Source organism: Ligilactobacillus murinus, assembly GCF_003288115.1.
Classification (GTDB): Bacteria; Bacillota; Bacilli; order Lactobacillales; family Lactobacillaceae; genus Ligilactobacillus; species Ligilactobacillus murinus.
This window is the reverse complement of sequence record NZ_CP023565.1, coordinates 1,883,917-1,906,439: the sequence shown is the minus strand read 5'-3', so window position 1 is coordinate 1,906,439 and position 22,523 is coordinate 1,883,917. Positions and strand designations below refer to the sequence as shown.

Below are 22,523 nucleotides of genomic sequence, written 5' to 3'. Positions count from 1 at the left end.
TCAAAATCTTAAACTTTAATCCCTTTTTAAAACAAAGTATTTATCATAAAAAACAAATAATAACATTACGTTTTTTATAATATAAAAATTAGATAATTATAAAAAATATATTGAATAATAAGTAATTACACACTCTAAAAAGTTAAATTTGCTAATACTTTCAATAAATAAAGTGATTTGTCTCTAATAAAACAATATGTTATAATCTCGGCGTTAGTGTTATTCAAAGCAGTTGCTTTGGCTACAACTTCGATCGGTCGTGCTTTGGTTTGCGCATTTTCCACAGAAGTTCTTGAACACTATCCTCTATAGCAGTCGGATCGACGAGTATTTGCGGTACTCAGTCTGTTCTTGACTGTTTTTTTGTATAAAAAAAGACCTCCACCAAATTTTGATTTGGGAGGAGGTCTCAAACTATTTATTTAGATCTAAATTAGTTTTTGCGTTTCTTCTTATCAGCTACTGCGCCTAATCCAAGGACTCCTGCAAGAGCTGTTAAGATCACGCCAGCAACAGATGCTTGGCTAGTATCAGAATCATCACCTGTTTGTGGTAATTCTTGTTTGCCGTTATCAGCAACCGGTTTAGTAACATTCGTTGGTTTTGGTGCTGGCTTACTTTCATCTGTATTGTTACCTACAGTTGCTGCCTTAACGATCACTTCAACTTCAACAACATCAAAGGATCCATCTGGGTATGTTACCCTTACTAAACCATTAACTTTGCCCGGTGTTGCTGTATTTGGAGTAACGATCCATTCAACTGTCGTACCATTTGGAAGTTCATCTAAGTTAGCGATCGTATCCTTAGCATCTGGAACTTCACCTGGTAAAACTTCAACTGGTTTTGTTTGTGGTTCATACTTATCAGCATCTGTGCGGTCATCTGTTACGACTACCTTCACTGATACTTCATCTGTTGAACCATCTGGGTATGTTACAACGATCGTACCTTCTTTTTCACCTGGTGTTGTTGTATCGATCGGTGTCTTCCATTCGTACTTCGTACCTTCTGGTAAGTCTTCCTTGTTTGCGATACCTTCTGATGCGTCTGGTTGTTTGTTCAAGCCAGTATTCACATCTTTACCTTGTGGGTCGTTCTTTTCAGCATCTGTGCGGTCGTCTTTTACGACTACTTTCACTGGTACTTCATCAGTCGAACCATCTGGGTATGTTACAACGATCGTACCTTCTTTTTCACCTGGTGTTGTTGTATCGATCGGTGTCTTCCATTCGTACTTCGTACCTTCTGGTAAGTCTTCCTTGTTTGCGATACCTTCTGATGCGTCTGGTTGTTTGTTCAAGCCAGTATTCACATCTTTACCTTGTGGGTCGTTCTTTTCAGCATCTGTGCGGTCGTCTTTTACGACTACTTTCACTGGTACTTCATCAGTCGAACCATCTGGGTATGTTACAACGATCGTACCTTCTTTTTCACCTGGTGTTGTTGTATCGATCGGTGTCTTCCATTCGTACTTCGTACCTTCTGGTAAGTCTTCCTTGTTTGCGATACCTTCTGATGCGTCTGGTTGTTTGTTCAAGCCAGTATTCACATCTTTACCTTGTGGGTCGTTCTTTTCAGCATCTGTGCGGTCGTCTTTTACGACTACTTTCACTGGTACTTCATCAGTCGAACCATCTGGGTATGTTACAACGATCGTACCTTCTTTTTCACCTGGTGTTGTTGTATCGATCGGTGTCTTCCATTCGTACTTCGTACCTTCTGGTAAGTCTTCCTTGTTTGCGATACCTTCTGATGCGTCTGGTTGTTTGTTCAAGCCAGTATTCACATCTTTACCTTGTGGGTCGTTCTTTTCAGCATCTGTGCGGTCGTCTTTTACGACAACTTTCACTGGTACTTCATCGGTTGAACCATCTGGGTATGTTACAACGATCGTACCTTCTTTTTCACCTGGTGTTGTTGTATCGATCGGTGTCTTCCATTCGTACTTCGTACCTTCTGGTAAGTCTTCCTTGTTTGCGATACCTTCTGATGCATCTGGTTGTTTGTTCAAGCCAGTATTCACATCTTTACCTTGTGGTTCATACTTATCAGCATCGGTTGGATCTTCTTTTACAGTAACCTTAACTGGTACTTCATCTTTTGAGCCATCTGGGTATGTTACAACGATCGTACCTTCTTTTTCACCTGGTGTTGTTGTATCCACTGGTGTCTTCCATTCGTACTTCGTACCTTCTGGTAGCTCACCCTTGTTTGCGATACCATCTTCTGCTTTTGGTGTTTCATTTACACCTGTTGTTACATCTTTACCTTGTGGTTCATACTTATCAGCATCTGTTTTAGCGACTTCGTATTGAGCCACATAAGTAGCACCTGTTGTGAATGCTGTTGGTAGTGCTGGACTCCAAGCTTCATCACCAGCTTTTTGAACAAAACCATCGTTAGCTTCAACAACTGGTACCTTAAGTTCACTTGCAGGTGTACCTTCGCGCACATCAAATACTGTGCGTGAGCCTGTAGCAAATTTTCCATCTTTACCAGCATCAAAAGCTACACGTACATAACCTTCTGGTGTTGGTTGGCTTGGATCATCTGTGCGGTCAATGACCTTATCCAAAACTGTTACGGTCACTTTGCCATCAGCCGTTGTTCCATCTGGATATGTTACCGTTACCGGCACTTCATAAGTACCTGGTGTGTTTCCATCTGGTAATTTACTTGTATCAGTAACTTTTACTACCGGTTGTTTTGCTTCAGAACTTGGATAATCTGTTGTTACTTTAGATGTTACATCATTTTCTGTCGTTGCTTCACCTGCTGGCTTAGTAAGCTTACCAAATGTAGCCTTATATTTGACATTATCTTTCACTTTATATTGAGCTGTGAACGTACTTTGAGCATCGATCGTAGCTGGGATCTCTGGTGACCAGCCTGTATGCAAGTAATCTTCTTCTGGTGTTACTTCAGGTACGACTTTATCCAATTCAGCTTTAGCAGTACCTTGCTTCACATCGTAAACAGTTACCGCACCGTCGGCAAATTTACCATGGTCGCCAGGTGCAAATGTTACTCTCACATAGCCGTCTGGTGTTGTTTGCTTATCAGGATCGGTCACTGGAATAACGTTACCTACAACAACTTTTACTGTTACCTCATCAGTAGTTAGATCTGGATAAGTCACAACAGTTGGAATATCATAAACACCTGGTGTGTTGCCATCTGGTAAAGTCGTGCCATCTTTAGGTGCAACTGTAGTACCTTTTGGCGCTGTAGCATCTTTACCATCTTTAGTATATGTTACAGCGTTGGCAAGATCGGCATTTGTAGTTGGTTGTCCTAGTTCTTTGTTGATCGTACCACCATTTGCTGTGTATGTTTCAGTATAATCCTTGGCTACTGAAACTGTTGCATAGGTATAATCCTTTGATCCATCTGGATAGGTCACAACTACTGGTGTTACATAAGTTCCCTTAGCTGGTAAACCTTCACCCTTGACAGTGATCTTACCAGTCGCTTCATCAACTGTAACATTAGCTGGATCAAGAACAGTCGCATCAGATGGTAAGTTAGCCTTTTGCTTTTCTTCATCTGTTGTAGCTGTTGTAAACTTAGTACCTGCTGGCGCTGTAACAGGATTACCATCTTTATCCGTAGAATTACCATCTTTATCCGTAAATGTTGGAGCAGCTACTACTGCCTCTTCACCAACAGTTCCATCAACTGGCTTATAAACTGGTACATATGAGTCAGCTACAGGTACAGAAGCTAACAAGGAATCTAGAGCCAAAGCGTTATCTAAACTCTTAGTATTAGTACCTTGCTCAAACACAGCTACCGTAAAGTTAGTATCTCCTGTTAAGTCATTAGGGATAGTGTATGAAGTACTATCTGCTGGAGCAAATGTTCCATCGACCGTTGATACGATCGTTACTGGATCACCAACAGCTACACCGTCTCTGAACCATTGAACTTGATATTCACGTGCTGGTAACAAGCCACCGATCGTAGCTTCGACCTTATCACCAGCAAATGCATTGTGATCACCGCTTGCATCATAATTCAAAGCATCGATCATTGGTTGTGGCGCCATGATCGCATAGTTGATCGCGCCAATGTTATAAGCTGGCTCAACCATGGTCAAGAACTTATCTGCTGGATTTTGGAAGATATTTGATGGGAAACCGTTGCTCCATACATTGTAATTGTCGATCAACGGTGTGATATACATATAGTCTTGGTTGATATGACGGTGTTTTTGACCGATCGTCCCATTCCAAGCCATCAAGTTATTATGAGAAATATCAGCATCGCTCACCAATTTACCGTATTCATCGTCCGTGATCGTCCAAGAAACCTTAAGACCACTATTTTGTTTTGTAGCACTAATACCATAAAGCCCTCTAAATGGGATATAGTAAGTTCCATTAGCCTTCGCTACACCAACCACTGTTTCGGCAATATGCGAACCTACACCGTGTTCTTCTTGATAAGCTTTGATGATCTCAGCTTGAGCCTTGCGCATATCATCTACTTGGTAGCCCTCGTTATTCTTCTTCCATTCATCCAATTGACGAGTTACTTCGTCATTCAAGTATGATGCAACGATCTTTGTACCAGTAGCTTTTACATCATTACCATCATTGATCCATTGGTTAGCAAGCGAGCCAGCATAGTCCCCATTTTCAAACCAAACAGTCCCACGAGCTGTACCGTATATACCTTCTTCTGGCCATTCACCACTTGCGTTAGGTGATTTTTCCCATTGGTCTTCTGGCTTCATCAACCATGTGTCTGCTCCAACCTTATCTTGTAAGATGACCATTGAGTTGACGATCCGGTTGATACCAGCCGTAAAGTCCCAAGATTCGTTAGTACGGTTCAAACGTGTATGGAAACCATAGATCCCATCACCTTGTTTAACGACGTTGTATTTTTCTGGATCTGGATTGTTGATCCATGTCCGAATGGCAAATTTTCCATCACCAGCTAATTGGAATTTGTTGCCGTTTTCCAAGTCTGGATGATCTAAATTGATAACATAGGTTCCGTCAGCTTCAGAAGTCGTATAGTAGATCTTAGAAACATGTCCTTTACCGTTTACCCATTGTAAATAAACTTTGACCCCAGCCATCGGAACATCGCCACTGCCAAAATCATTCATTGCTGTACCAGTAGTTTGAAGCCATGCTCTACCCGCATATGTTTTCTTTTCACCTTGGGTACCAGGACTATAAACAGCATTCTTTTCTAATTCTTCTTGTAATGCTGCTGAAACAGGTGTGTTAGGATCTCCAGGTGTAGCAGATGTATCTGTTGTCTCATCTGCATCAGTAGTTGCTGCTCTGAAAGCCGATGTAGCAACTGGCTTTTCTGCTTGAGCGTTCACGCCTTCTTCAGGTTGAACCGTTGTCGCTTCATCTTTGGCAGTATCTGAGACTGTCGTAGCTTCTGCTTCATTTTCAACAGTATCAGTTGCCTTCTCTGCTTCGTTCGCTTGGGTTTGCGCACTTTCTTCTGTAGGTTGAGCTGTAGCATCAGTATTTGCGGTACTTGTGCTATCCACCTCTGCATTTGTAGCCGCATTTGACAAAACTACTTCTTTATTGTTTACATCCTCTGCTTTATCTTCCACCACTTCAGATGATGTATTTTCAGTTGCTGTTTCATCAGCCGATACATTCCCAGCACCAGAATACATTGCAAACGTTGTTCCGACCAGAACAGAAGCTACCCCTACAGTAAACTTTTTGATCGCAAAGCGTTGTTGCTTGGGCTCCATCTTTTGAGCTTGTAATTTCTTATTATTTTTTGAAAGCATTACACCAAAACCTCCACTTTATTTTGAACTTTCTTAAAATAAACAAGATAAATTTATCATCTCGTCTCTATAATATTAATTTTTACTTAAAAATAAAACAACTATTAATTTTGATCAAACACCGTTTCATACTATTTTTGAGTTTTTTTACAATAAGTTTCCGTTATATAAATTAATTTGAATTTAATAAAATTACGCAATTAAAAAACTAAACATAATCCATATATAATATAATTTCGTAATTTTTCAGTTTAAGCACCATATGTAATAGGTGTATACTTCTATATAATTCAACTAGCTAAATAGGGGGGCTAAATATGTTCAAATTTTTTTCATCTTTTAGTCAAAAAAAGCAGATCCGAAATAGCTTTTTCGCACTGCTTTACGGGTTTCTTTCGGCAATTGCGATCAATTTATTTCTCAATAATGCGCAATCCTATTCCGTTGGAGTGACTGGGATCGCGCAGTTACTGCAAGCTGTTTTAGCAACGTTTGGGATCGACCTTTCGATGAGTATTTTACTGATCTTCTTTAATGTGCCCCTCTTTTTCTTTGCTTGGCGTGCATTTGGGATCAAATACATCACGTACTCACTACTAGCAGTGGGTTCAAATATCGTCTTTTTACATCTCGTCCCCGAAGTCGTGATCGTCAAAGACCAATTGACTAATACTTTGGTCGGCTCAGCGTTAGTTGGTTTGGGGATCGGACTTTGCTTTAATAGTGGCTTTTCAACTGGCGGAACTGACATTATCGTCAACTATATCCAACTACACTATCATAAAAAAATTGGTTTCCTAAACAACCTCTTAAATAGTGGTACTTTGATCATTACTGCACTCTGCTTTGACTTAGGACGAACTGTTTACAGCCTCCTAGGCATGTTGATCACCAGCTATTTGATGGATTCTGTTTTTGTCTTACAAAAAGATGTCAACATTTTGGTCTTCACCAAAAATTCTGCCCCGATCACAGATGCACTTAAAAAATTCGTTCATGGTGCAACTTTAATCAAGGGAACTGGTATCTACACAGGTGAAGATACTGATATCATCATCATTGTTGCCCAAAAAGGCCAGCTCAACTATTTAAAACAACTTATCCAAGCGATCGATCAAAATGCGTTTCTCAGCACCCAAGCGACCGATGCTGATCTAGGAAATTACCGCCGTGTTTTTGAAAACTGACAAAGAGAGGCTGTGACATAAGTCTCTATCTTTAAAGAAGACCATTCGAATTTTTTGAAAATTTTGAAAAATTCGAATGGTCTTCTTTTTGTTTTTATTATTTGGTGATATTTTTGAACTACTAGTGGACATTTTCCACATGTTCAATGCCATTAACGCTATCCCCATTTGTCGATTTACCTTTTTCTTACTTCGTACGGTAAATCGAGTAAAACCCAAATAAGCCTTCAAATTACCGAAAATAGGTTCGATCTCATACTTTCTTCTACGATAGATCTTATTTTTTTCAGTATTTGAAAGGTTTGTTTTTACTTTTCCCTTGAAATATTCCCATTGTGGATTGATATAGATCTTTCTGACATTTCCTTTTTTGGTCAATGCATTTGGATTTTCTTTACGATCTTCATCGAATTTTTCAGCTTCATATACTTTAAAATTTCGTTTATAACCATATGTATCATGGCGATATGCATAGCGTTTAAAGTTAAAACGAACATTCTTTGGATCTATATAGTAATCATCTTCAGCGTTATAATGCCAATTCATCACTTTGCGCTCATCTGATCTCCAACGTTTGGTTTCTTCCTTTAACATCGTATTATATGGAATAAGGTAATCAAACACTCCGAATTTATCTTCGATAAATTCATAGTTAGGTTCAGATCCATAACCAGCATCAGCAACTATCGGACCTTGGATAACATCTGCATCCATCTTTTCTAAAAATGGGATCAAAGTACGCATATCAGTTGGATTAGGTGCGAGGGTGTAGTCCAAAGCAAATTGATTATTAGCAGCGACTTGGAGATTATAGCCAGGTTTGGTTTGACCATTTTTCATTGGATCTTCTTTCATACGCATAAAAGTGGCGTCATTGTCAGTTTTAGAATAGCTGTTTCGCTCGCCAACGATGGCAAACTGTTCAGCATATTTAGAGTTTTTCTGTTTACGCTCGCGTGTTTGTTTTAAGTATTTCTTGGCCGTCCGTCGTTCCTGCTTCGCAGGATTAGGGGAGATCTTCTTAGTCTCTTCGACCTTTTCATTCAAATATTCAATTCGTTGTTCCAATCGGGCACATATCTCATCAAGTTGATCAACAGTCAGATCATCAGCAAAATCAATATTGACGATCGATTCTTTGATCTCTTTTAATAACTTTTTAGCTTTTTGTCGATTTAAATCATCATAGCGAATAGTATTTTTCTTCCAAACAAACGAGTATTTATTTGCGTTAGCAAGAATCTTAGTACCATCAATAAACACAGCCTCATCAATGAGCCCATTTTTTCGCAAATATTCTCTAAATTCAGAAAACGAACTTTTTAGCATCATCTCAATAGTATCAGAGACAACAAAGCGAGCAATAGTACGATAAGTAGGTTGGGCTTCCTGAGTCAACCACATGGCAACAACGTTTTCCCGAGCAAAACGTTCGATCTTTCGACAAGAAAAAATACCATAACTATATGCCAAAAGAACTAACTTGAGTAAGACCCGAGGTTCATATTCGAAAGGACGCCCAAAGGTATAAGAGTCATCAAAATCAATAGATTCGACTAAATGGTGTATGTAGTGTGCTTGATGATTTTTTTCAGGTTCATAGAAGGTCGCCATGTTCAAACTGAGTTGATTTATGTTACAATTACTGTGCATGGGTTTATCTCCTTTCTTTTTTGAGAGGGGTAGACTATAGGGCATCAGGGGGGGTTCTGATGTCCTTTTTTATTTATAGTATACAAAAACGGTCGTAAATGAACAATTTTTAAAGTCCATTTACGACCGTTTTTTGGAGACTTATGTCACAGCCTCTCTTAATCGACATTAATTTTTACGCTTTTTACCTTTTGCAGCCAAGAATAGTGGCGTACATGCGAGGGCTGCTAGTAAAGCGCCTAAGCCCTTGACTTCAGTTTCATCACCTAAAGCAGGTAATTCCGAAGCTACATTGCCATCTTTTTGAGTTGCTAAGCCCTTTGTATTAGAACCTTTTTGCCCACTGTCCATATTCTTTAACATAGTACCGTTATCTTTATTAGACTTAATACGTCAACCACCACTGACTAAAGTCAGTGGCTTGTGAGCCGAAAATCCTTACAGATTTCGAACCACAATTTGCGTAGATAGGGACAACTTATTTGACCAACCGAAATTGTAATCAAACAGCGGTCGTCTAATTACCAACGCCTTTTATGTCCCCAGGTTGCCATAGGGACAGATAAGCTAAGCTAGTTTAGCTATTCCCTTATCAAGAATATTTTTAGCTGCGTTCCAGTCACGAATATGGTGAATACCACAGTTAGGACAAGTCCATTTTCGGTCATCTAACGTTAGTTTGTCCGTCCCATTAGTGCCCATCACAAAGCCACAATCGCAACATGTTTGGGTAGTGTTTCTTGGATTGATTGTGATAAATTGACGCCCATAAAGCTTTGCTTTATAAGCCAACATGCCAAGAAATGTTCGCCAACCAACGTCAGAAATACTAAGTGCTAAAGCATGATTTTTAAGCATATTCTTGCTACGCAACTCTTCGGCTACTACTAAATCGTGGTTCTTGATTAATGCAGTAGAGATTTGTTGGAGAAAATTATGTCTTTGGTTCATTACTTTGGCATGAAGTTTGGCAACTAGCAAGCGTTGCTTTTGGTAATTTTTACTATCGCGTAAAGAACGATGTTCTTTTTTTGCACGTTGTTGCCGTCTAGATAAAATGCGCTGTTCTTTGGCTAATTTACCTTTAATAGTGCGATAATATCGTGGATTAGGAACTATGTTACCTCCACTGTCGGTTAAGAAGTTATCAGTATTAAGATCAATTCCAACATGCCCATGAGTAGCTTTGGCCACTTTAACAAAAGATTCATCTGAAGCTAACTGCATTGATAAGAAGAAGCGATCCGCTGAATCCTTAGTCAACGTCACAGTACCAATTCTAGTCTCGCATATTCTTTTCAAAAGCCGTGCTTGTGAACCGGCAACACGTAACAGTCCGATTTTAGGGACTTTGACATGGCTATTATCTAGAAAACAGACTGTACCGTTAGTTAGCAACGCAGTCTTTTGCCCTGGGTATTGACAATTGGTTTGATAACGCCAGCGATAATTCTTTCGATGAAACTTAGGAACACCAGCGGTGTGAACCTTCCGAAAAGCATTCCAAGCTTTCCGATAGTTCTGAATGGCATTAGCTTTCGTCAAACTATCAATTCGTTTATCTTCTAAGAATTGATAGTGATTAGACATTTGCTTAGCGTTTTGGCGCATAGTTAGTTGCTTAATACGATCCCGAACTATGTCAATCGGTAGCTTAACTCTGCGAAGCTGCATCAGTTCCTTATTGATCGCAACCATTTCGTTATAGATAAAGCGACTAGCGTCACTGTTGATTTTAATCAACTGCTTTTGTTGGTCACTAGGATAGCAGCGCATTTTTAGGCCATAATGATATTTCATTTTTGCCATTGATTTTATTTGATTTCACCTCCCTTATTGATATAATAACATTATATCATGATGTCAATGTATTAACAAAGGAGACCATATTATGACTAAAGAAAAAATCAAAGAGGCCATTTATACTCGTCGTTATATCTATAATTTCCATTACCATTTGATCTGGGTAACTAAATATCGCAATCAGATTTTTACAACCGAGGCCTTATCTAACGAAATGAAAGCTATCTTGCAGCAAGTTGCAGATAACAATGACATCGTAATCGAAAAGATGGAAGTCATGCCGGATCACATTCATATGCTGATCAGTTTTCCGCCAAGCAAAGCGCCGGCTAGTGCCATTAAGGCGCTCAAAGGACGTAGTGCCTATATTTTTTTACAAAATCATCCAGAAATACGACGTAGCCAATATTGGGGCGGTCATCTTTGGTCGCCAAGTTACTATATGAGTACATTGGGCAATATGAGCAAAGAAGTTGTAGAGAAATATATCAATGACCAAAAATATACAGAAACAAACAAAAAGCCCCATAAAGTGGCTCAATAGTGGCCTATCCATCCCATGACTAAAGTCACGGGATTTCCGGCTAGGCGTCATTAAATTCAGAACTTGATCAGCTGCTTCTGAGTTAAGCTCGTCTTTAGCGTTTTCTAAGCCACCATTATTTGTGCCTGCTGTTACTTCAGGAGCTTTGTCTGGACCCGTTGGCGCATCTGGCTTTTCGTTATCTCCATCATCTGGGCTTGTTGGTGTGTCTGGCTTTTCGTTATCACCATTGTCTGGGCCTGTTGGCGTATCTGGCTTTTCGTTATCGCCATTGTCTGGGCCTGTTGGTGTGTCTGGCTTTTCGTTATCGCCATTGTCTGGGCCTGTTGGTGTGTCTGGCTTTTCGTTATCGCCATTGTCTGGGCCTGTTGGTGTGTCTGGATCTACTTTTTCATAAGTGATCGTTAAGTCACTATCTTCTGAATCAGGCGATACTTCTAATGGATCAACTTGTTGTGATGGTTTGTATCCATTAAATTCTGGTAGCGTGATCCCTTCAAGTATGCTTTGATCTACACTCCAATCACCTAACATTTTTTGTCCTGTGAACTGATCAGTCAAGACTTGGCGAGTAAAGGTAGCTTTTTGTTCAACTACATGCGTCTTGCCATCTGGATCGGTGATCGTGATCGTGCGTGTTACGACTTTCGTATCTTCATGTGTTGCATAAGCTACATACAAGATCTCATCTTCCATGTCTTCCATGTCTGGGGTCACAGTTTGTGATTCGATCACTGTTCGTCTAGTAGTATAACCTTCAAGCTGTGGGATGACAAATCCTCCAAATGTTTCTTCGGCTTTTCCCCAATTACCTGTCGCAACGATCTCACCTGCTGCGTTTAAATAAACATTCCGAACAAATCTAACACTTTGAACATGTTGTGGACCATCGCCTCCAAAGGTCCCCACTCGGGGCAAGACGCCATCAACGACTCGAACAGTAAAGGTTCTTTTTACCTCCTTAGTTTGTTGATAGATCTTATAGTAGTCGACTTCAACCGTTGTACTTTGGCTATCTGGATCAACAATGATCGCTTCGACTTCTTCTACAGACGCTACATAACCTTCAAACTTAGGTGGGGCATAGGCTTCAAGCTCTGTTGGTAAAAGATCCCACTCGCCATATGCCACTTCACCGGTCGCCAAGTTTTTCTTTACTTCACGTTTGAACGTTACACTTTGAACATGCTCACGTTTCATCCCATTTGGCAAGTTTAAAATGATCGTACGATCGACCACGCGTTCTTCAAGCTCAGTTTCTACGATCGAAGTATAGTAAATTGCAGCTTCTTCGTCTTCCATGCCTGGTTTAATGCTCTTATTGTCGATTTTTACCGTGTCAGTCGTGTAATTTTCGTATTCTGGTGCATCAAAAGCTCCCCAGATATCTTTACCATCTTTGGCGACCCATTCACCGTATGTCACTTCGCCAGTCGCTAAGTTCTTTTTAGCTTCGCGGCTAAATTCTACGACTTGAGTCACTTCATCGACTTTTTTGCCATCTTGGTAGATGCTGATCACGCGTTTTACAGTATTATACTCCGTCGTTACTTCAGTAGCTGCTTCATAGTAAATGTCGACTGTCCAGTTTTGAGTATCCGGAGTAACCACAGCTGCTTCGACTTTATCCATTATCGGGATATAGTTTTCGACCTTTGGAACTTCATATTCTGGGAATGTTATTTTTTCCATTCCCCAAGCACCATAGACTTCTTCACCTGTTACTAGATTTTTTCTTACCTCACGTTTGAAGGTCACATCTTGCGTAACTTTCTTAGTTTCACCATTTGGCAAGTGAAGGATGATCGTTCTTTGAACAAAGCGTTCCTCGATCCGCGTATCGATCTTAGCTGTATAATTGATCGATACTTCTTGGTCTGCCATGCCTGGTTTGACTACCTCATTGTCGATCTTTACCGTGTCAGTCGTGTAGTTTTCATATGCTGGTGCATCAAAAGCTCCCCAGATATCTTTACCGTCTTTTGCGACCCATTTACCGTATGTCACTTCACCAGTCGCTAAGTTCTTTTTACCTTCGCGGCTGAACTCTACAATTTGAGTCACTTCATCGACTTTTTTGCCGTCTTGATAGATACCGATCACTCGTTTTACAGTATCGTATTCTGTCGTTGTCTCGACTTTAGCTTTGTAGTTGATCGAAACTGTTTCACTTGGAGTATCGGCTGTAACTTTCTTTTTGTCCACTACACCATTTTCTAATTCGTAGTTTTCAAGTTCTTTAGCCTGATATTCATCCCAGTGATCTTTACCGTCTTCTGCGATCCATTCACCATATTCGATCTCATCAGTCACTAAGTTTTTGATCACTTCACGCGTAAAGGTCACACTTTGCTTAACTGTCTCTGTATGTTCACCATCTTTATAACTGTTGATCACACGCTCTACTATTCTTGTTTCTTCAGAAATTTCTTTCTCAGACGTATATTTGATATCATTAACTATGTTTTCTGAATTTGGATTAACGATGCAACGTTTTTGAACTGTTCCTTCTGTATGTTTATAGCCTTCATATTGTGGCAGCGTAACCTCATCGAACATCTTAGTAGGTTCATCCCAAGAACCATAAGTCTTCTCACCAGTTGTTAGATTTTCAGTCACTTCACGCGTAAAGACTACTTCTTGGGGGATAACGTCAAAAAGTTTATCATCATGCCAAATATTGATCGTCCGGGTAATGACCCTTTCTTCAGTGTATGTTTTTGTATCAGCAACATAGTAAACATCGACTACTTGATTTGGAGTATCAGCTGTTACACTCATGTTGTCTACTTTATCGACGGCAACACCATTGACTTGTGCTGTATAACCTGCTTGTTCAGGGATATCATAGGCTTCAAATTGACCAGTTTTTACCCCTACCGCGCCATCATTTTTGACATACCATGTTCCTAAGATCTTATGGAAGTTTACGGTTTGGATTTTTGTGTCGACCAACTCACCGTCTTTATAAAGATTGATCGTGCGAGTAACTGCTTTTTCTTCATACGCTTGCTCATCAGTCTGCTTGCGGCGTCAAGGTTATTTCTGTTTGCTCATTTAAAGGATCGGAGACAGCTTCAACTTGGTTTTCTGTTGTAGCTGTCTCTAAATTTTCATTTTCGGTAGCTGAGATACTACCCGCACCTAAAAATGTCATTCCCAACAAAACTGAAGCTACACCCATGCTTAACTTACGTAGACCATAACGTTGCTTTTTAGCTGCTTGTTTTTCTACCATCAGCTGTTTATTATTTTTTGATAACATCTTATCCTAGATTCTCCTCTTAATAATTAAAACATCAAAAATAACCTCGAATATTATTTTTAAATTTTTAGGTATTTTTAGAGCTAAAGATAAAATATCATACACAACATACTAAAGGGAAATCCTTTAGCTACACTTATAAACAAACTTAATTATAGTTAAAAAATTCAAAATTATTTTTGACCATCTATACCTTTTTTAATCAAAACAATAATTTTTTAAAAAATTTTCTCCAATAAAAAAGCTGTCGCCACAGAAATCTGTAGCGACAGCTTTAGCTAAAAATATTATTTATGATAAGGGCTACCGTTATTGATCATAAAGCCACGGTAGATCTGCTCAGTCAAAACTAAACGCATCAACTGATGGGGCAAAGTAAAACGGCCAAAAGAGATCTTTGTTTGAGCTCGCTTTAAAACAACTGGACTTAAACCAAGTGAGCCCCCGATCACAAAGGTCACATCACTATGTCCGTATGTCCCTAATTTTTCTAATTCAGCAGCAAATTCTTCCGAAGAGCGTTCTTTACCCTCGATCGCTAATGCATAAACATACTCTTTATCCTTAATTTTATGCAAAATGCGCTCACCTTCTTTTTGTTTCACCGCTTCCATCTCGGCTGGACTTAACTTTTCTGGTGCTTTTTCATCGGGAACTTCAATAATTTCAAATTTGCAAAACTTACTTAAGCGCTTAGAATACTCAGCAATCCCTTGTTTTAAGTATTTTTCTTTGAGTTTTCCCACACAAACGATCTTAATATTCACGAAAATAATTCCTTCCTCATATACTTATCCACAAAGTTATCCACATATCCACAGAGTTAACCACAAGATATTGGGGAGCACTTTTGTTCTGTCCCAATATTTATGGGGATAACCTCATTAAATATCTTCTTGTATTATTATACACAATATCCAAAAAGGACGGTACTAAGTTCTCACTTAGTTGCCGTCCTCATAATTAACATTTTAATTTAACTTTATTCGTTGGAATTCGATGATGTCGTCGTATTGGAATCATCTGCTTCCAAGGTCAATTTAACATTAGCGGTCTGTTGCTTACCTTCATGATAATAACCGATCTCAACCGTGTCACCGATTTTATGTTCATATAGTGCTTGACGCAAGGACGCTAAGTCGGTAACTTTCTTACCACCGATCGATGTGATCACATCATATTTAGCAATACCACTATCTTTCAACGGTGAACTAGAATCGATCTTCATAACGACCACACCGCTAGTAACATCTGTTGGTAACTTGAGCGTATCTGTTCGAGCACTTTGAGAGACATAATCTAGATCAACTAGAGAGATCCCCAAGGCTGGACGCTTAACTTTTCCATTTTCAACTAATTGATTGATGATCGAAACCACTTCATTACTTGGGATCGCAAACCCCATCCCTTCAACAGACGTCGATTCACTTGAACCGGTACTTGAAAGTTTCATCGAGTTGATCCCGATAACTTGACCTTGTAAGTTCACTAAAGCACCACCAGAGTTACCTGGGTTGATCGCGGCATCAGTTTGGATAACAGTCGCCTGCCCCGTGGTGACACCATTGCTGTTAGTTACGTTGATCGTCCGACTCTTAGCCGAAATGATACCTTGAGTCAAAGAGGTGGCATATTCTGAGCCAAGAGGAGAGCCGATCGCCAAAGCTGTTTCACCAACTTTGATATTATCCGAGTTGCCAAAACTTGCAACTTGTTTAACATCTTTGGCGCTGATCTTAAGCACAGCTAAGTCAGTTACCGAGTCATGTCCTACTACAGTAGCCGATAACTTCTTGCCACTATTCAACAAGACTTCAACTTTGTTAGCACCTGAGATCACATGGTTATTTGTGACGATATAAGCAGTATTACCGCTCTTTTTATAAATGACCCCAGAGCCTTCACTAGTAGATGTTTGACTAGTCGAGTTACCAGAATTTTGCCCAAAGAGGTCTTCTAAAGACGAACTTGATTGTTGTTCTGAGTAAGCTTCGACCGAAACAACTGCATCTTTGACCGCATCAAAAGCTTTAGTCGTTTGCGTGTTGACATTTACCTTAACGTTGCTAGTCGCTGTCGTTCCTTGGGAATTACTTGCTAGTTGGGTACTATTGTTTTGATACAACGTATAGCCTCCAACAGCTACGCCACCACCAAGTACACCGGCACACAGACCGATCAAAAATACTTTACCTAGCCCTTGTTGCTTTGAGATTGGTTGTTTGGCTGATCCATTATTTGGATCACTTTCAGTAAACTCGCCATCAAATTGTTCATTCTTGCTCATACAAAAAGTCACCTCTAAAATTAAGTATCTGTATTATCTATAATAAGCCTTTTGCAACAAAATTGCTTACAATAATGTAAAAATTAACTTTATCCTAAAAAATATAGTTTTATCTTAAAGAACTGTCAACTCGGTCGCTTGCGCGGGATCAGTGTCTAATAAGCAAAAATCTTGATCAACACCGAAGTCTTTAGCCTGCATTTGACGTTTGACTGTCAAATGTGCTAATTCTTTGACATTATTTTCTTGGCTCAAGTGACCAAGATAGATCTGCTTGGTCCGAGTCCCTAAAACGCTCATCAATGCGTTGGCGCTATCTTCATTGGATAAATGCCCTTGATCACTTAAGATCCGTTGCTTTAGCGACCACGGATAGATCCCGGCGCGTAACATCTCGGTATCGTGGTTACATTCAAATAAATATCCATCTGCATTTTCCACGATCCCCTTGACCCGATCTGAGACATAGCCAGTATCTGTCACAATGGCAAAGGATTTACCCGCATAATGCACTTCATAAAATTGTGGGTCAGTCGCATCATGCGAAACGCCAAAACTTTGCACATCTAGATCACCAAAAGTTTGAACTGTCTCACGTTCAAAAATGTGCTTTTGTTCTGTTTTGACCTGCCCGATCTTAGGCGCCATTTGTTCCCAAGTCTTTTCATTGGCGTAGACATCTAAGCCATAGCGACGAGCTAAAACACCGACACCCTTGATATGATCACTATGTTCGTGAGTCACCAAGAGTTTGTCAACATCTTTTAAGGTCCGCCCGATCGAATTCATCAGTCCTTCGATTTTTTTACCCGAAAGTCCAGCATCGATCAATAATTTTTGCTTAGGCGTCTCGATATAAGTTGCATTACCCGTACTTCCACTGGCAAGCACGCTAACTTTCAACCCAACTTCTTTACTCATTGTCAAGCTACCCTTTCTCGTTTATTTAACACTGATCGTTTCATCCATCACACTACCTGTAAAGGCATTGATCCGCCGATACTGGATGTTGCCTGTATTACTGTTTTTTATACAGAAATTCCAAGTTGGGATATATACGATGCTATTATTTACCGATAATAACCGTGTATACCCTAAATGGCACCACAAAACTTGTGTATTAGCAGGCAATTTATTGTATTGATACAACCAGATCAATGCCCGTTCTTGGCTAATAGTATCACGTTTTTCGCGCAAGATCTGGATATCATTCATATATCCTTGAGTATAGCCTGTAACATAGCCATTTTTGATCTCAAATCGGATCTGACCATCACTCGAGTATACCGGCCCTCCATAGATCATCTGCGTGTAAACGACCACAGATTTAGTTGAAAGATCTTTATTATAAGTATACTCCTTACCAAAGAGAACGACACTATCATCTTTTAAAAATTCATCTATTGTCGCTTGCGGTTTGTCTGGATCGACTAGTTTTAAACCAGCTGTAAAGTTGACCGTTAATTTGTGGTTGGCATATTCCCAACTATAATACAACTGGTCAGCTTTCTCTCGCAAAATATTTGAATTTGAGCTGGAGACATAATAACCAGCTTGTGGTTTATTGGATAGATGACCATAAGAGATCTGATCATTTTTGATACTCTTTAATACAGATCCTGAAGTACTGGTCGTAGAAAATGAACTCGTTCGTTGATCGATCGTATCATTTTGTGTCACATAAACACTCAACAAAAAAATATCTAAGGCGATAAAGGCAATGACAAAGATCCACTCGATACGCTTAAAATTCATTGTCGTTATCCCCCCATTTCTTCCCTGAGACCAGATCTTGATAATTGATCCAAACATTATTGTATTTGACAAAATATGTCGGTGTCAGATCAATGACCAGTGAAGCTGTACCATTTTGTGAGACCGTATAACCGATCTGAATATCGCTGATCTTACCCAAATCGACATCAGCATTTTGTAACTCAGGCAAGATCTCTTTAGTTGGCTTGAGTGTCACTGCTTTACCAGCTGCCGGTACCGGAACTTGTAGACTACATTGGGAAAAGACCAACTTCTTACTGCGGATGCGATTTTGGATCTGATAAGTACCAAAATCACGTGCCGAGATCACAGGAAAACCATCGATGTAACTACGATAGATGACATTTTTTTCCTGTATATCATACTCAGAATACTTAACATCGGCTAAACTAACGCCTAATTGCTCCAGATCAGTAAAATCATTCATTAAATGATCGTCTAAAGTCCAATTTTGGCGCCCAGTCTCATCGGTCAGATAATCCGTATAGGTTATCAAGCCCGTTTTGTCGCGGATGCTCAATTTTTGCCCCGAATCGTCGGAATAGATCGTTACACCATCTTGTTCACGGGTCGTCAACGATGAGGTACTACTCTTCTCAGCTCCTAACAAGCGAGTAACGTACATCCCTACATTTTCTTTATTGTATAAATAACTATAACGTGGCACCGTGATCGGATCTTCATAATACTGGATCAGACGGCCGTTTTGATATTCATAGCTAAGTTTATAGCGCTTGAGTCCCTTAGTTTTGTGGACATTATTAAGCTTAGCTTTAGCATATTTAGTCAACTTGGCCTTGTATACTTTGAGACCTGCATCTTCTAGAAAATAGACGGTAGAGCCATCATAACTGATCACGATCCGATCAAAGCTGTAATTTTCACTCTTAGCTGGCTGTTCAGCAAAGTATTGTTTCAAGACCCCAAAGGAGAGCTCCGAACCATAATTCAACTGATAGGATCTAGGCGTCTGTACCAACTTTAGGTACTCGCTTTTACTAACAGTCTCTGGTTCACTAATATCGGTGATCTTACTTCCTTCTAAAGAGGTCATCATTAGATTGACTACATCGATCCGATTGCTCAATAGCCGACTAGATGATCGTTTATCTGTTACTGTGATCGATACTGGTCGATATACATCAGTTAATTTTTTCTTATCTGTCGTGTTGGTATCATCATTGACAACTTTAGTCTTATCCGGAGCTGCCATCCCTGCTAGTCGTTGAAAATAAACAGGTGTTACCCAGATCAAAGCTGTAAAAACAACACTAAATAACACCGCAAGGATCAAAATGGCATGTAAAAACCACCCATTTAAGCGTTTATTCTTCATCCCATAGATCTCCTTCCTCGTATTCTTCATATGGTAGCGAGATATAGAAGGTCGAACCCTTCCCTTCCGTACTATCGACCCAGATCCGGCCGTGATGCAATTCGATCACTTCCTTAGAGATCGCTAGTCCAAGACCTGTTCCGCCTTGCGCCCGGGAACGTGCTTTATCGACCCGATAGAAGCGTTCAAAGATATGCGATAGTTCCTTTTTGGGCATCCCTAGCCCTTGATCAGAGATACTCATGATGACATGATTATGTGTCTCCAACAAACGGCAAGTGATCACACCGCCATCAGGTGAATACTTGATCGCATTATTCATGATATTATCTACCACTTGAATGATCTTGTCGGTATCGACTTCGACCCAAAGTGGCTTATCGGTAAAGTCACGTTTGATCGTATAATTTTTTGTCACTTCACGTGTATCATTATTGTCTTTTTCAAGCATCATATCAAAGCGATTCAAGATATAGTTGAACAATTCATTTAAATTGACTAGCTCTAAATCTAACTCAACTTTTCCTAGATCCATTCGCGATAAACTCAAAAGATCATTGATCATCCGGATCATTCGGTCAGTTTCTTCTTGCGTGACCTTTAAAAAAGCCGGTGCGATCTCAGGGTCTTGCCAAGCACCTTCATTTAAGGCCTCAATGTAACTGCGCATACTCGTCAACGGTGTCCGCAATTCATGCGAAACATTGGAAACAAATTGTCGCCGTTCGCGGTCGATCCGTTGTTGTTCGGTAATATCATGCAAGACACATACGATCCCGATGATAAAGCCTGAGCGCCGTTGGATCAGCGAAAAATTGGCATTCAAGATCTGGTCGCGATTAGTGTCTAATTCATCCAAAATGATCTCATTTTGATTTTCCAAAAGTTCGCGGATCGTATATTTATCACGGATATTCAAAACATCTAAGATCGACTTATCCCTAACATCATCTGGATTTACTTCTAACGCTTCACACGCCATATCGTTGATGATCGTGATCTTGCCCCCACGATCAGTAGCGATCACTCCATCTGACATATGTGATAAGATCAGATCCAAGCGGCGCCGCTCTGATTCGGTCGCTTCTTGGGCTTCTTCGACTCGGGCTGATAGATTGTTGACCGCTTGGGCTAATTGCCCTAATTCATCGCGTCCATAAACTTGGACTTGACCGGAATAATCACCGCGAGCGATCCGAGCAGTTTGCTTTTTCATTTCATCGATCGGGCGGGTGATCGCACTTGAAACAAGGATCGCAAGGGCTAACCCGATCCCCGTAGCGATCAACGCCGCGGTCGCAAAGATCACGATGACATCATTGACCGAATCGTAGACACTTTCTAAATTAGCGCGGACATAGACCGCACCGACGACCGTATTGTTATTGCCCGAAGTGTTGAACAACGGGGTGATCGCGATATAGTAGCGCCGGTTATCCCGCTCATTATACATCGTTTGTGAGAAATTCCGTCCACTGTACAAAACCTGTTTAATATTATTGTTTGTTGCTTTTTGCCCGATCATCGAGCGATTATTCACATTATTTTCACCACGGATCACACCTTTAGCATCTACGACTTGAATATCTGAAATATTATTATTATTGATATCATCTAAGATAGTTTTGATCCGCTCATTTGCTTCACTCGTATCGGCTTCATTCAATTGCGTGACTAACAAATTGTTGACATAAGCTGGCATTTCCACACTTTGCTTAAATTGTTTTAAATTCTCACTTTTTAAGCGTTGCACAAATACCGCACCAACGATTTGGAAGGCTAAAAACAACAGTAAAGCAAAAACCAGTGCGATCTTAAAATGGATCGACTGGAAAAAATGCAATTTCTTATTCATTTTACTCGGCCTCTGGATTACGTAAATAATAGCCGACCCCACGGCGAGTCACCAACCAGACGGGGCGACTAGGGTTATCTTCGATCTTTTCACGCAAACGGCGGACCGTTACGTCAACTGTCCGAACATCCCCAAAGTAATCATAGCCCCAAACAGTCTGCAACAAGTGCTCTCTGGTCATGACTTGTCCAATGTGTTTGGCTAAATAGTAGAGCAATTCAAATTCACGGTGGGTCAATTCGATATTTTCATCATTTTTGGAGACCACATATGCTTCGGGGTGGATCGTTAAGTTTCCGATCACAATGTCACTACTTTTTTCTTTTTCTTCACTTTGAGCACTAGCAACTACTGTGGCTTGACGCCGTAAATTGGCCTTGACCCGTGCGATCAATTCACGGTTAGAAAATGGTTTGGTCACATAGTCATCAGCACCCATCTCTAAACCTAAGACCTTATCTAATTCAGTGTCTTTAGCCGTTACCATAATGATCGGCATCTCGTATTTTTTCCGGACTTCACGTGCTACTTCGAGTCCATCGACCTTAGGTAACATCAGATCTAAAATGATCAGATCAGGCAAGACCTCTTCGACCTTATCTAAAGCTTCTTGGCCATCTTCGGCAGTGTATACATCGTAACCTTCTTTGGTCAGATTGAACTTAATGATATCTAAGATCGGTTTCTCATCGTCTACAACTAAAATTTTTTTCATAAGTTTAAATTCCTTTTTATATAAATTACATACCTATCACTGTGAGCACTACTGCCCCTTGGAGATAGTCCAATAGACCATACCCATCTTATTGTACTACAAACTCAGCTTGGGTTACAGAAACACAATATTTAGGTTTTGACTATTCTATATCAAAATACACAAAAAAAACAGCAACCACAGAGCAAGATCTGCAATTGCTGTTAGTAAATCTCTGATGGGTGGTCAGGGGATCGAACCCTGGACCCACGGATTAAGAGTCCGTTGCTCTGCCAGCTGAGCTAACCACCCATTTCATCAACGAATAATACTATATCAAAGAA

The 22,523-nt window shown here is 40.1% G+C and carries 14 protein-coding genes, 1 tRNA gene and 1 pseudogene; 2 read left to right on the top strand and 14 right to left on the bottom strand.

Features of this window, described 5'->3' with window-relative positions; genetic code table 11:
• Nucleotides 1-433 precede the first annotated feature (433 nt).
• The gene (locus CPS94_RS09335; protein WP_112286475.1) at nucleotides 434-5,779 is read right to left on the bottom strand and encodes a Rib/alpha-like domain-containing protein; all 5,346 of its coding nucleotides are present in this window, start codon (nucleotides 5,777-5,779) and stop codon (nucleotides 434-436) included.
• A gap of 317 nt (nucleotides 5,780-6,096) precedes the next feature.
• Here CPS94_RS09335 and CPS94_RS09330 point away from each other — a divergent pair, with 317 nt between their 5' ends.
• Nucleotides 6,097-6,966 (top strand): YitT family protein, encoded by an 870-nt coding sequence (locus CPS94_RS09330; RefSeq protein WP_004051015.1) that lies wholly within the window; start codon nucleotides 6,097-6,099, stop codon nucleotides 6,964-6,966.
• On the opposite strand, the gene CPS94_RS09325 is transcribed toward CPS94_RS09330, so the two are convergent.
• From CPS94_RS09325 to CPS94_RS09315, 3 genes are all read right to left on the bottom strand, one after another.
• Nucleotides 6,934-8,619 (bottom strand): IS1182 family transposase, encoded by a 1,686-nt coding sequence (locus CPS94_RS09325; RefSeq protein ID WP_112286474.1) that lies wholly within the window; start codon nucleotides 8,617-8,619, stop codon nucleotides 6,934-6,936. The two genes, CPS94_RS09330 and CPS94_RS09325, sit on opposite strands and share 33 nt — an antisense overlap.
• A 168-nt stretch (nucleotides 8,620-8,787) precedes the next feature.
• Nucleotides 8,788-8,982 (bottom strand): hypothetical protein, encoded by a 195-nt coding sequence (locus CPS94_RS09320; protein ID WP_112193971.1) that lies wholly within the window; start codon nucleotides 8,980-8,982, stop codon nucleotides 8,788-8,790.
• Between the two features lie 204 nt (nucleotides 8,983-9,186).
• The gene (locus CPS94_RS09315; protein WP_004050805.1) at nucleotides 9,187-10,437 is read right to left on the bottom strand and encodes an RNA-guided endonuclease InsQ/TnpB family protein; all 1,251 of its coding nucleotides are present in this window, start codon (nucleotides 10,435-10,437) and stop codon (nucleotides 9,187-9,189) included.
• A 73-nt stretch (nucleotides 10,438-10,510) separates the two neighbouring features.
• On the opposite strand from CPS94_RS09315, the gene tnpA reads away from it, so the two are divergent.
• On the top strand, nucleotides 10,511-10,966 hold the full coding sequence (gene tnpA, locus CPS94_RS11650; protein ID WP_112193969.1) for an IS200/IS605 family transposase: 456 nt from the start codon (nucleotides 10,511-10,513) through the stop codon (nucleotides 10,964-10,966).
• A 447-nt stretch (nucleotides 10,967-11,413) separates the two neighbouring features.
• Here the strand turns inward: tnpA and CPS94_RS11385 are convergent.
• The 10 genes and pseudogenes from CPS94_RS11385 to CPS94_RS09265 all read right to left on the bottom strand — a co-directional run.
• Nucleotides 11,414-13,921, bottom strand: a pseudogene (locus CPS94_RS11385) (mucin-binding protein); the annotation flags it as partial.
• Nucleotides 13,922-13,982: 61 nt separating this feature from the next.
• Entirely contained in the window at nucleotides 13,983-14,231 is a 249-nt protein-coding gene (locus CPS94_RS09305; protein WP_112193967.1) for a YSIRK-type signal peptide-containing protein, read from the bottom strand.
• A 287-nt stretch (nucleotides 14,232-14,518) separates the two neighbouring features.
• A complete protein-coding gene (rlmH, locus tag CPS94_RS09300) occupies nucleotides 14,519-14,998 on the bottom strand; it encodes a 23S rRNA (pseudouridine(1915)-N(3))-methyltransferase RlmH (protein WP_004049560.1) in 480 nt (159 codons plus the stop codon).
• 215 nt (nucleotides 14,999-15,213) lie between these two features.
• The gene (locus CPS94_RS09295) at nucleotides 15,214-16,518 is read right to left on the bottom strand and encodes a S1C family serine protease (RefSeq protein WP_112193965.1); all 1,305 of its coding nucleotides are present in this window, start codon (nucleotides 16,516-16,518) and stop codon (nucleotides 15,214-15,216) included.
• 114 nt (nucleotides 16,519-16,632) lie between these two features.
• Nucleotides 16,633-17,439 (bottom strand): MBL fold metallo-hydrolase, encoded by an 807-nt coding sequence (locus tag CPS94_RS09290; RefSeq protein ID WP_004049562.1) that lies wholly within the window; start codon nucleotides 17,437-17,439, stop codon nucleotides 16,633-16,635.
• A 21-nt stretch (nucleotides 17,440-17,460) separates the two neighbouring features.
• Nucleotides 17,461-18,273, bottom strand: coding sequence for a two-component system regulatory protein YycI (locus CPS94_RS09285; protein ID WP_112193963.1), 813 nt, complete (start codon nucleotides 18,271-18,273; stop codon nucleotides 17,461-17,463).
• Nucleotides 18,263-19,630, bottom strand: coding sequence for a YycH family regulatory protein (locus CPS94_RS09280; protein ID WP_112193961.1), 1,368 nt, complete (start codon nucleotides 19,628-19,630; stop codon nucleotides 18,263-18,265). Before CPS94_RS09280 ends, CPS94_RS09285 begins: the two co-directional genes overlap by 11 nt.
• The gene (walK, locus tag CPS94_RS09275) at nucleotides 19,620-21,485 is read right to left on the bottom strand and encodes a cell wall metabolism sensor histidine kinase WalK (RefSeq protein ID WP_112193959.1); all 1,866 of its coding nucleotides are present in this window, start codon (nucleotides 21,483-21,485) and stop codon (nucleotides 19,620-19,622) included. The genes CPS94_RS09280 and walK overlap by 11 nt, the downstream gene beginning before the upstream one ends.
• A gap of 1 nt (nucleotide 21,486) precedes the next feature.
• On the bottom strand, nucleotides 21,487-22,200 hold the full coding sequence (gene yycF / locus CPS94_RS09270; RefSeq protein WP_004049566.1) for a response regulator YycF: 714 nt from the start codon (nucleotides 22,198-22,200) through the stop codon (nucleotides 21,487-21,489).
• A gap of 218 nt (nucleotides 22,201-22,418) precedes the next feature.
• Nucleotides 22,419-22,491, bottom strand: a tRNA-Lys gene (locus tag CPS94_RS09265).
• Nucleotides 22,492-22,523: the final 32 nt, after the last annotated feature.

What these genes read in the sequence shown, in the direction of transcription:
- CPS94_RS09325 (WP_112286474.1), bottom strand. Translation starts at nt 8,619, where the DNA reads ATGCACAGTAATTGTAACATAAATCAACTCAGTTTGAACATGGCGACC.
- CPS94_RS09285 (WP_112193963.1), bottom strand. Translation starts at nt 18,273, where the DNA reads ATGAATTTTAAGCGTATCGAGTGGATCTTTGTCATTGCCTTTATCGCC.
- CPS94_RS09320 (WP_112193971.1), bottom strand. Translation starts at nt 8,982, where the DNA reads ATGTTAAAGAATATGGACAGTGGGCAAAAAGGTTCTAATACAAAGGGC.
- CPS94_RS09290 (WP_004049562.1), bottom strand. Translation starts at nt 17,439, where the DNA reads ATGAGTAAAGAAGTTGGGTTGAAAGTTAGCGTGCTTGCCAGTGGAAGT.
- yycF (WP_004049566.1), bottom strand. Translation starts at nt 22,200, where the DNA reads ATGAAAAAAATTTTAGTTGTAGACGATGAGAAACCGATCTTAGATATC.
- CPS94_RS09305 (WP_112193967.1), bottom strand. Translation starts at nt 14,231, where the DNA reads ATGTTATCAAAAAATAATAAACAGCTGATGGTAGAAAAACAAGCAGCT.
- CPS94_RS09295 (WP_112193965.1), bottom strand. Translation starts at nt 16,518, where the DNA reads ATGAGCAAGAATGAACAATTTGATGGCGAGTTTACTGAAAGTGATCCA.
- CPS94_RS09335 (WP_112286475.1), bottom strand. Translation starts at nt 5,779, where the DNA reads ATGCTTTCAAAAAATAATAAGAAATTACAAGCTCAAAAGATGGAGCCC.
- walK (WP_112193959.1), bottom strand. Translation starts at nt 21,485, where the DNA reads ATGAATAAGAAATTGCATTTTTTCCAGTCGATCCATTTTAAGATCGCA.
- tnpA (WP_112193969.1), top strand. Translation starts at nt 10,511, where the DNA reads ATGACTAAAGAAAAAATCAAAGAGGCCATTTATACTCGTCGTTATATC.
- CPS94_RS09280 (WP_112193961.1), bottom strand. Translation starts at nt 19,630, where the DNA reads ATGAAGAATAAACGCTTAAATGGGTGGTTTTTACATGCCATTTTGATC.
- CPS94_RS09330 (WP_004051015.1), top strand. Translation starts at nt 6,097, where the DNA reads ATGTTCAAATTTTTTTCATCTTTTAGTCAAAAAAAGCAGATCCGAAAT.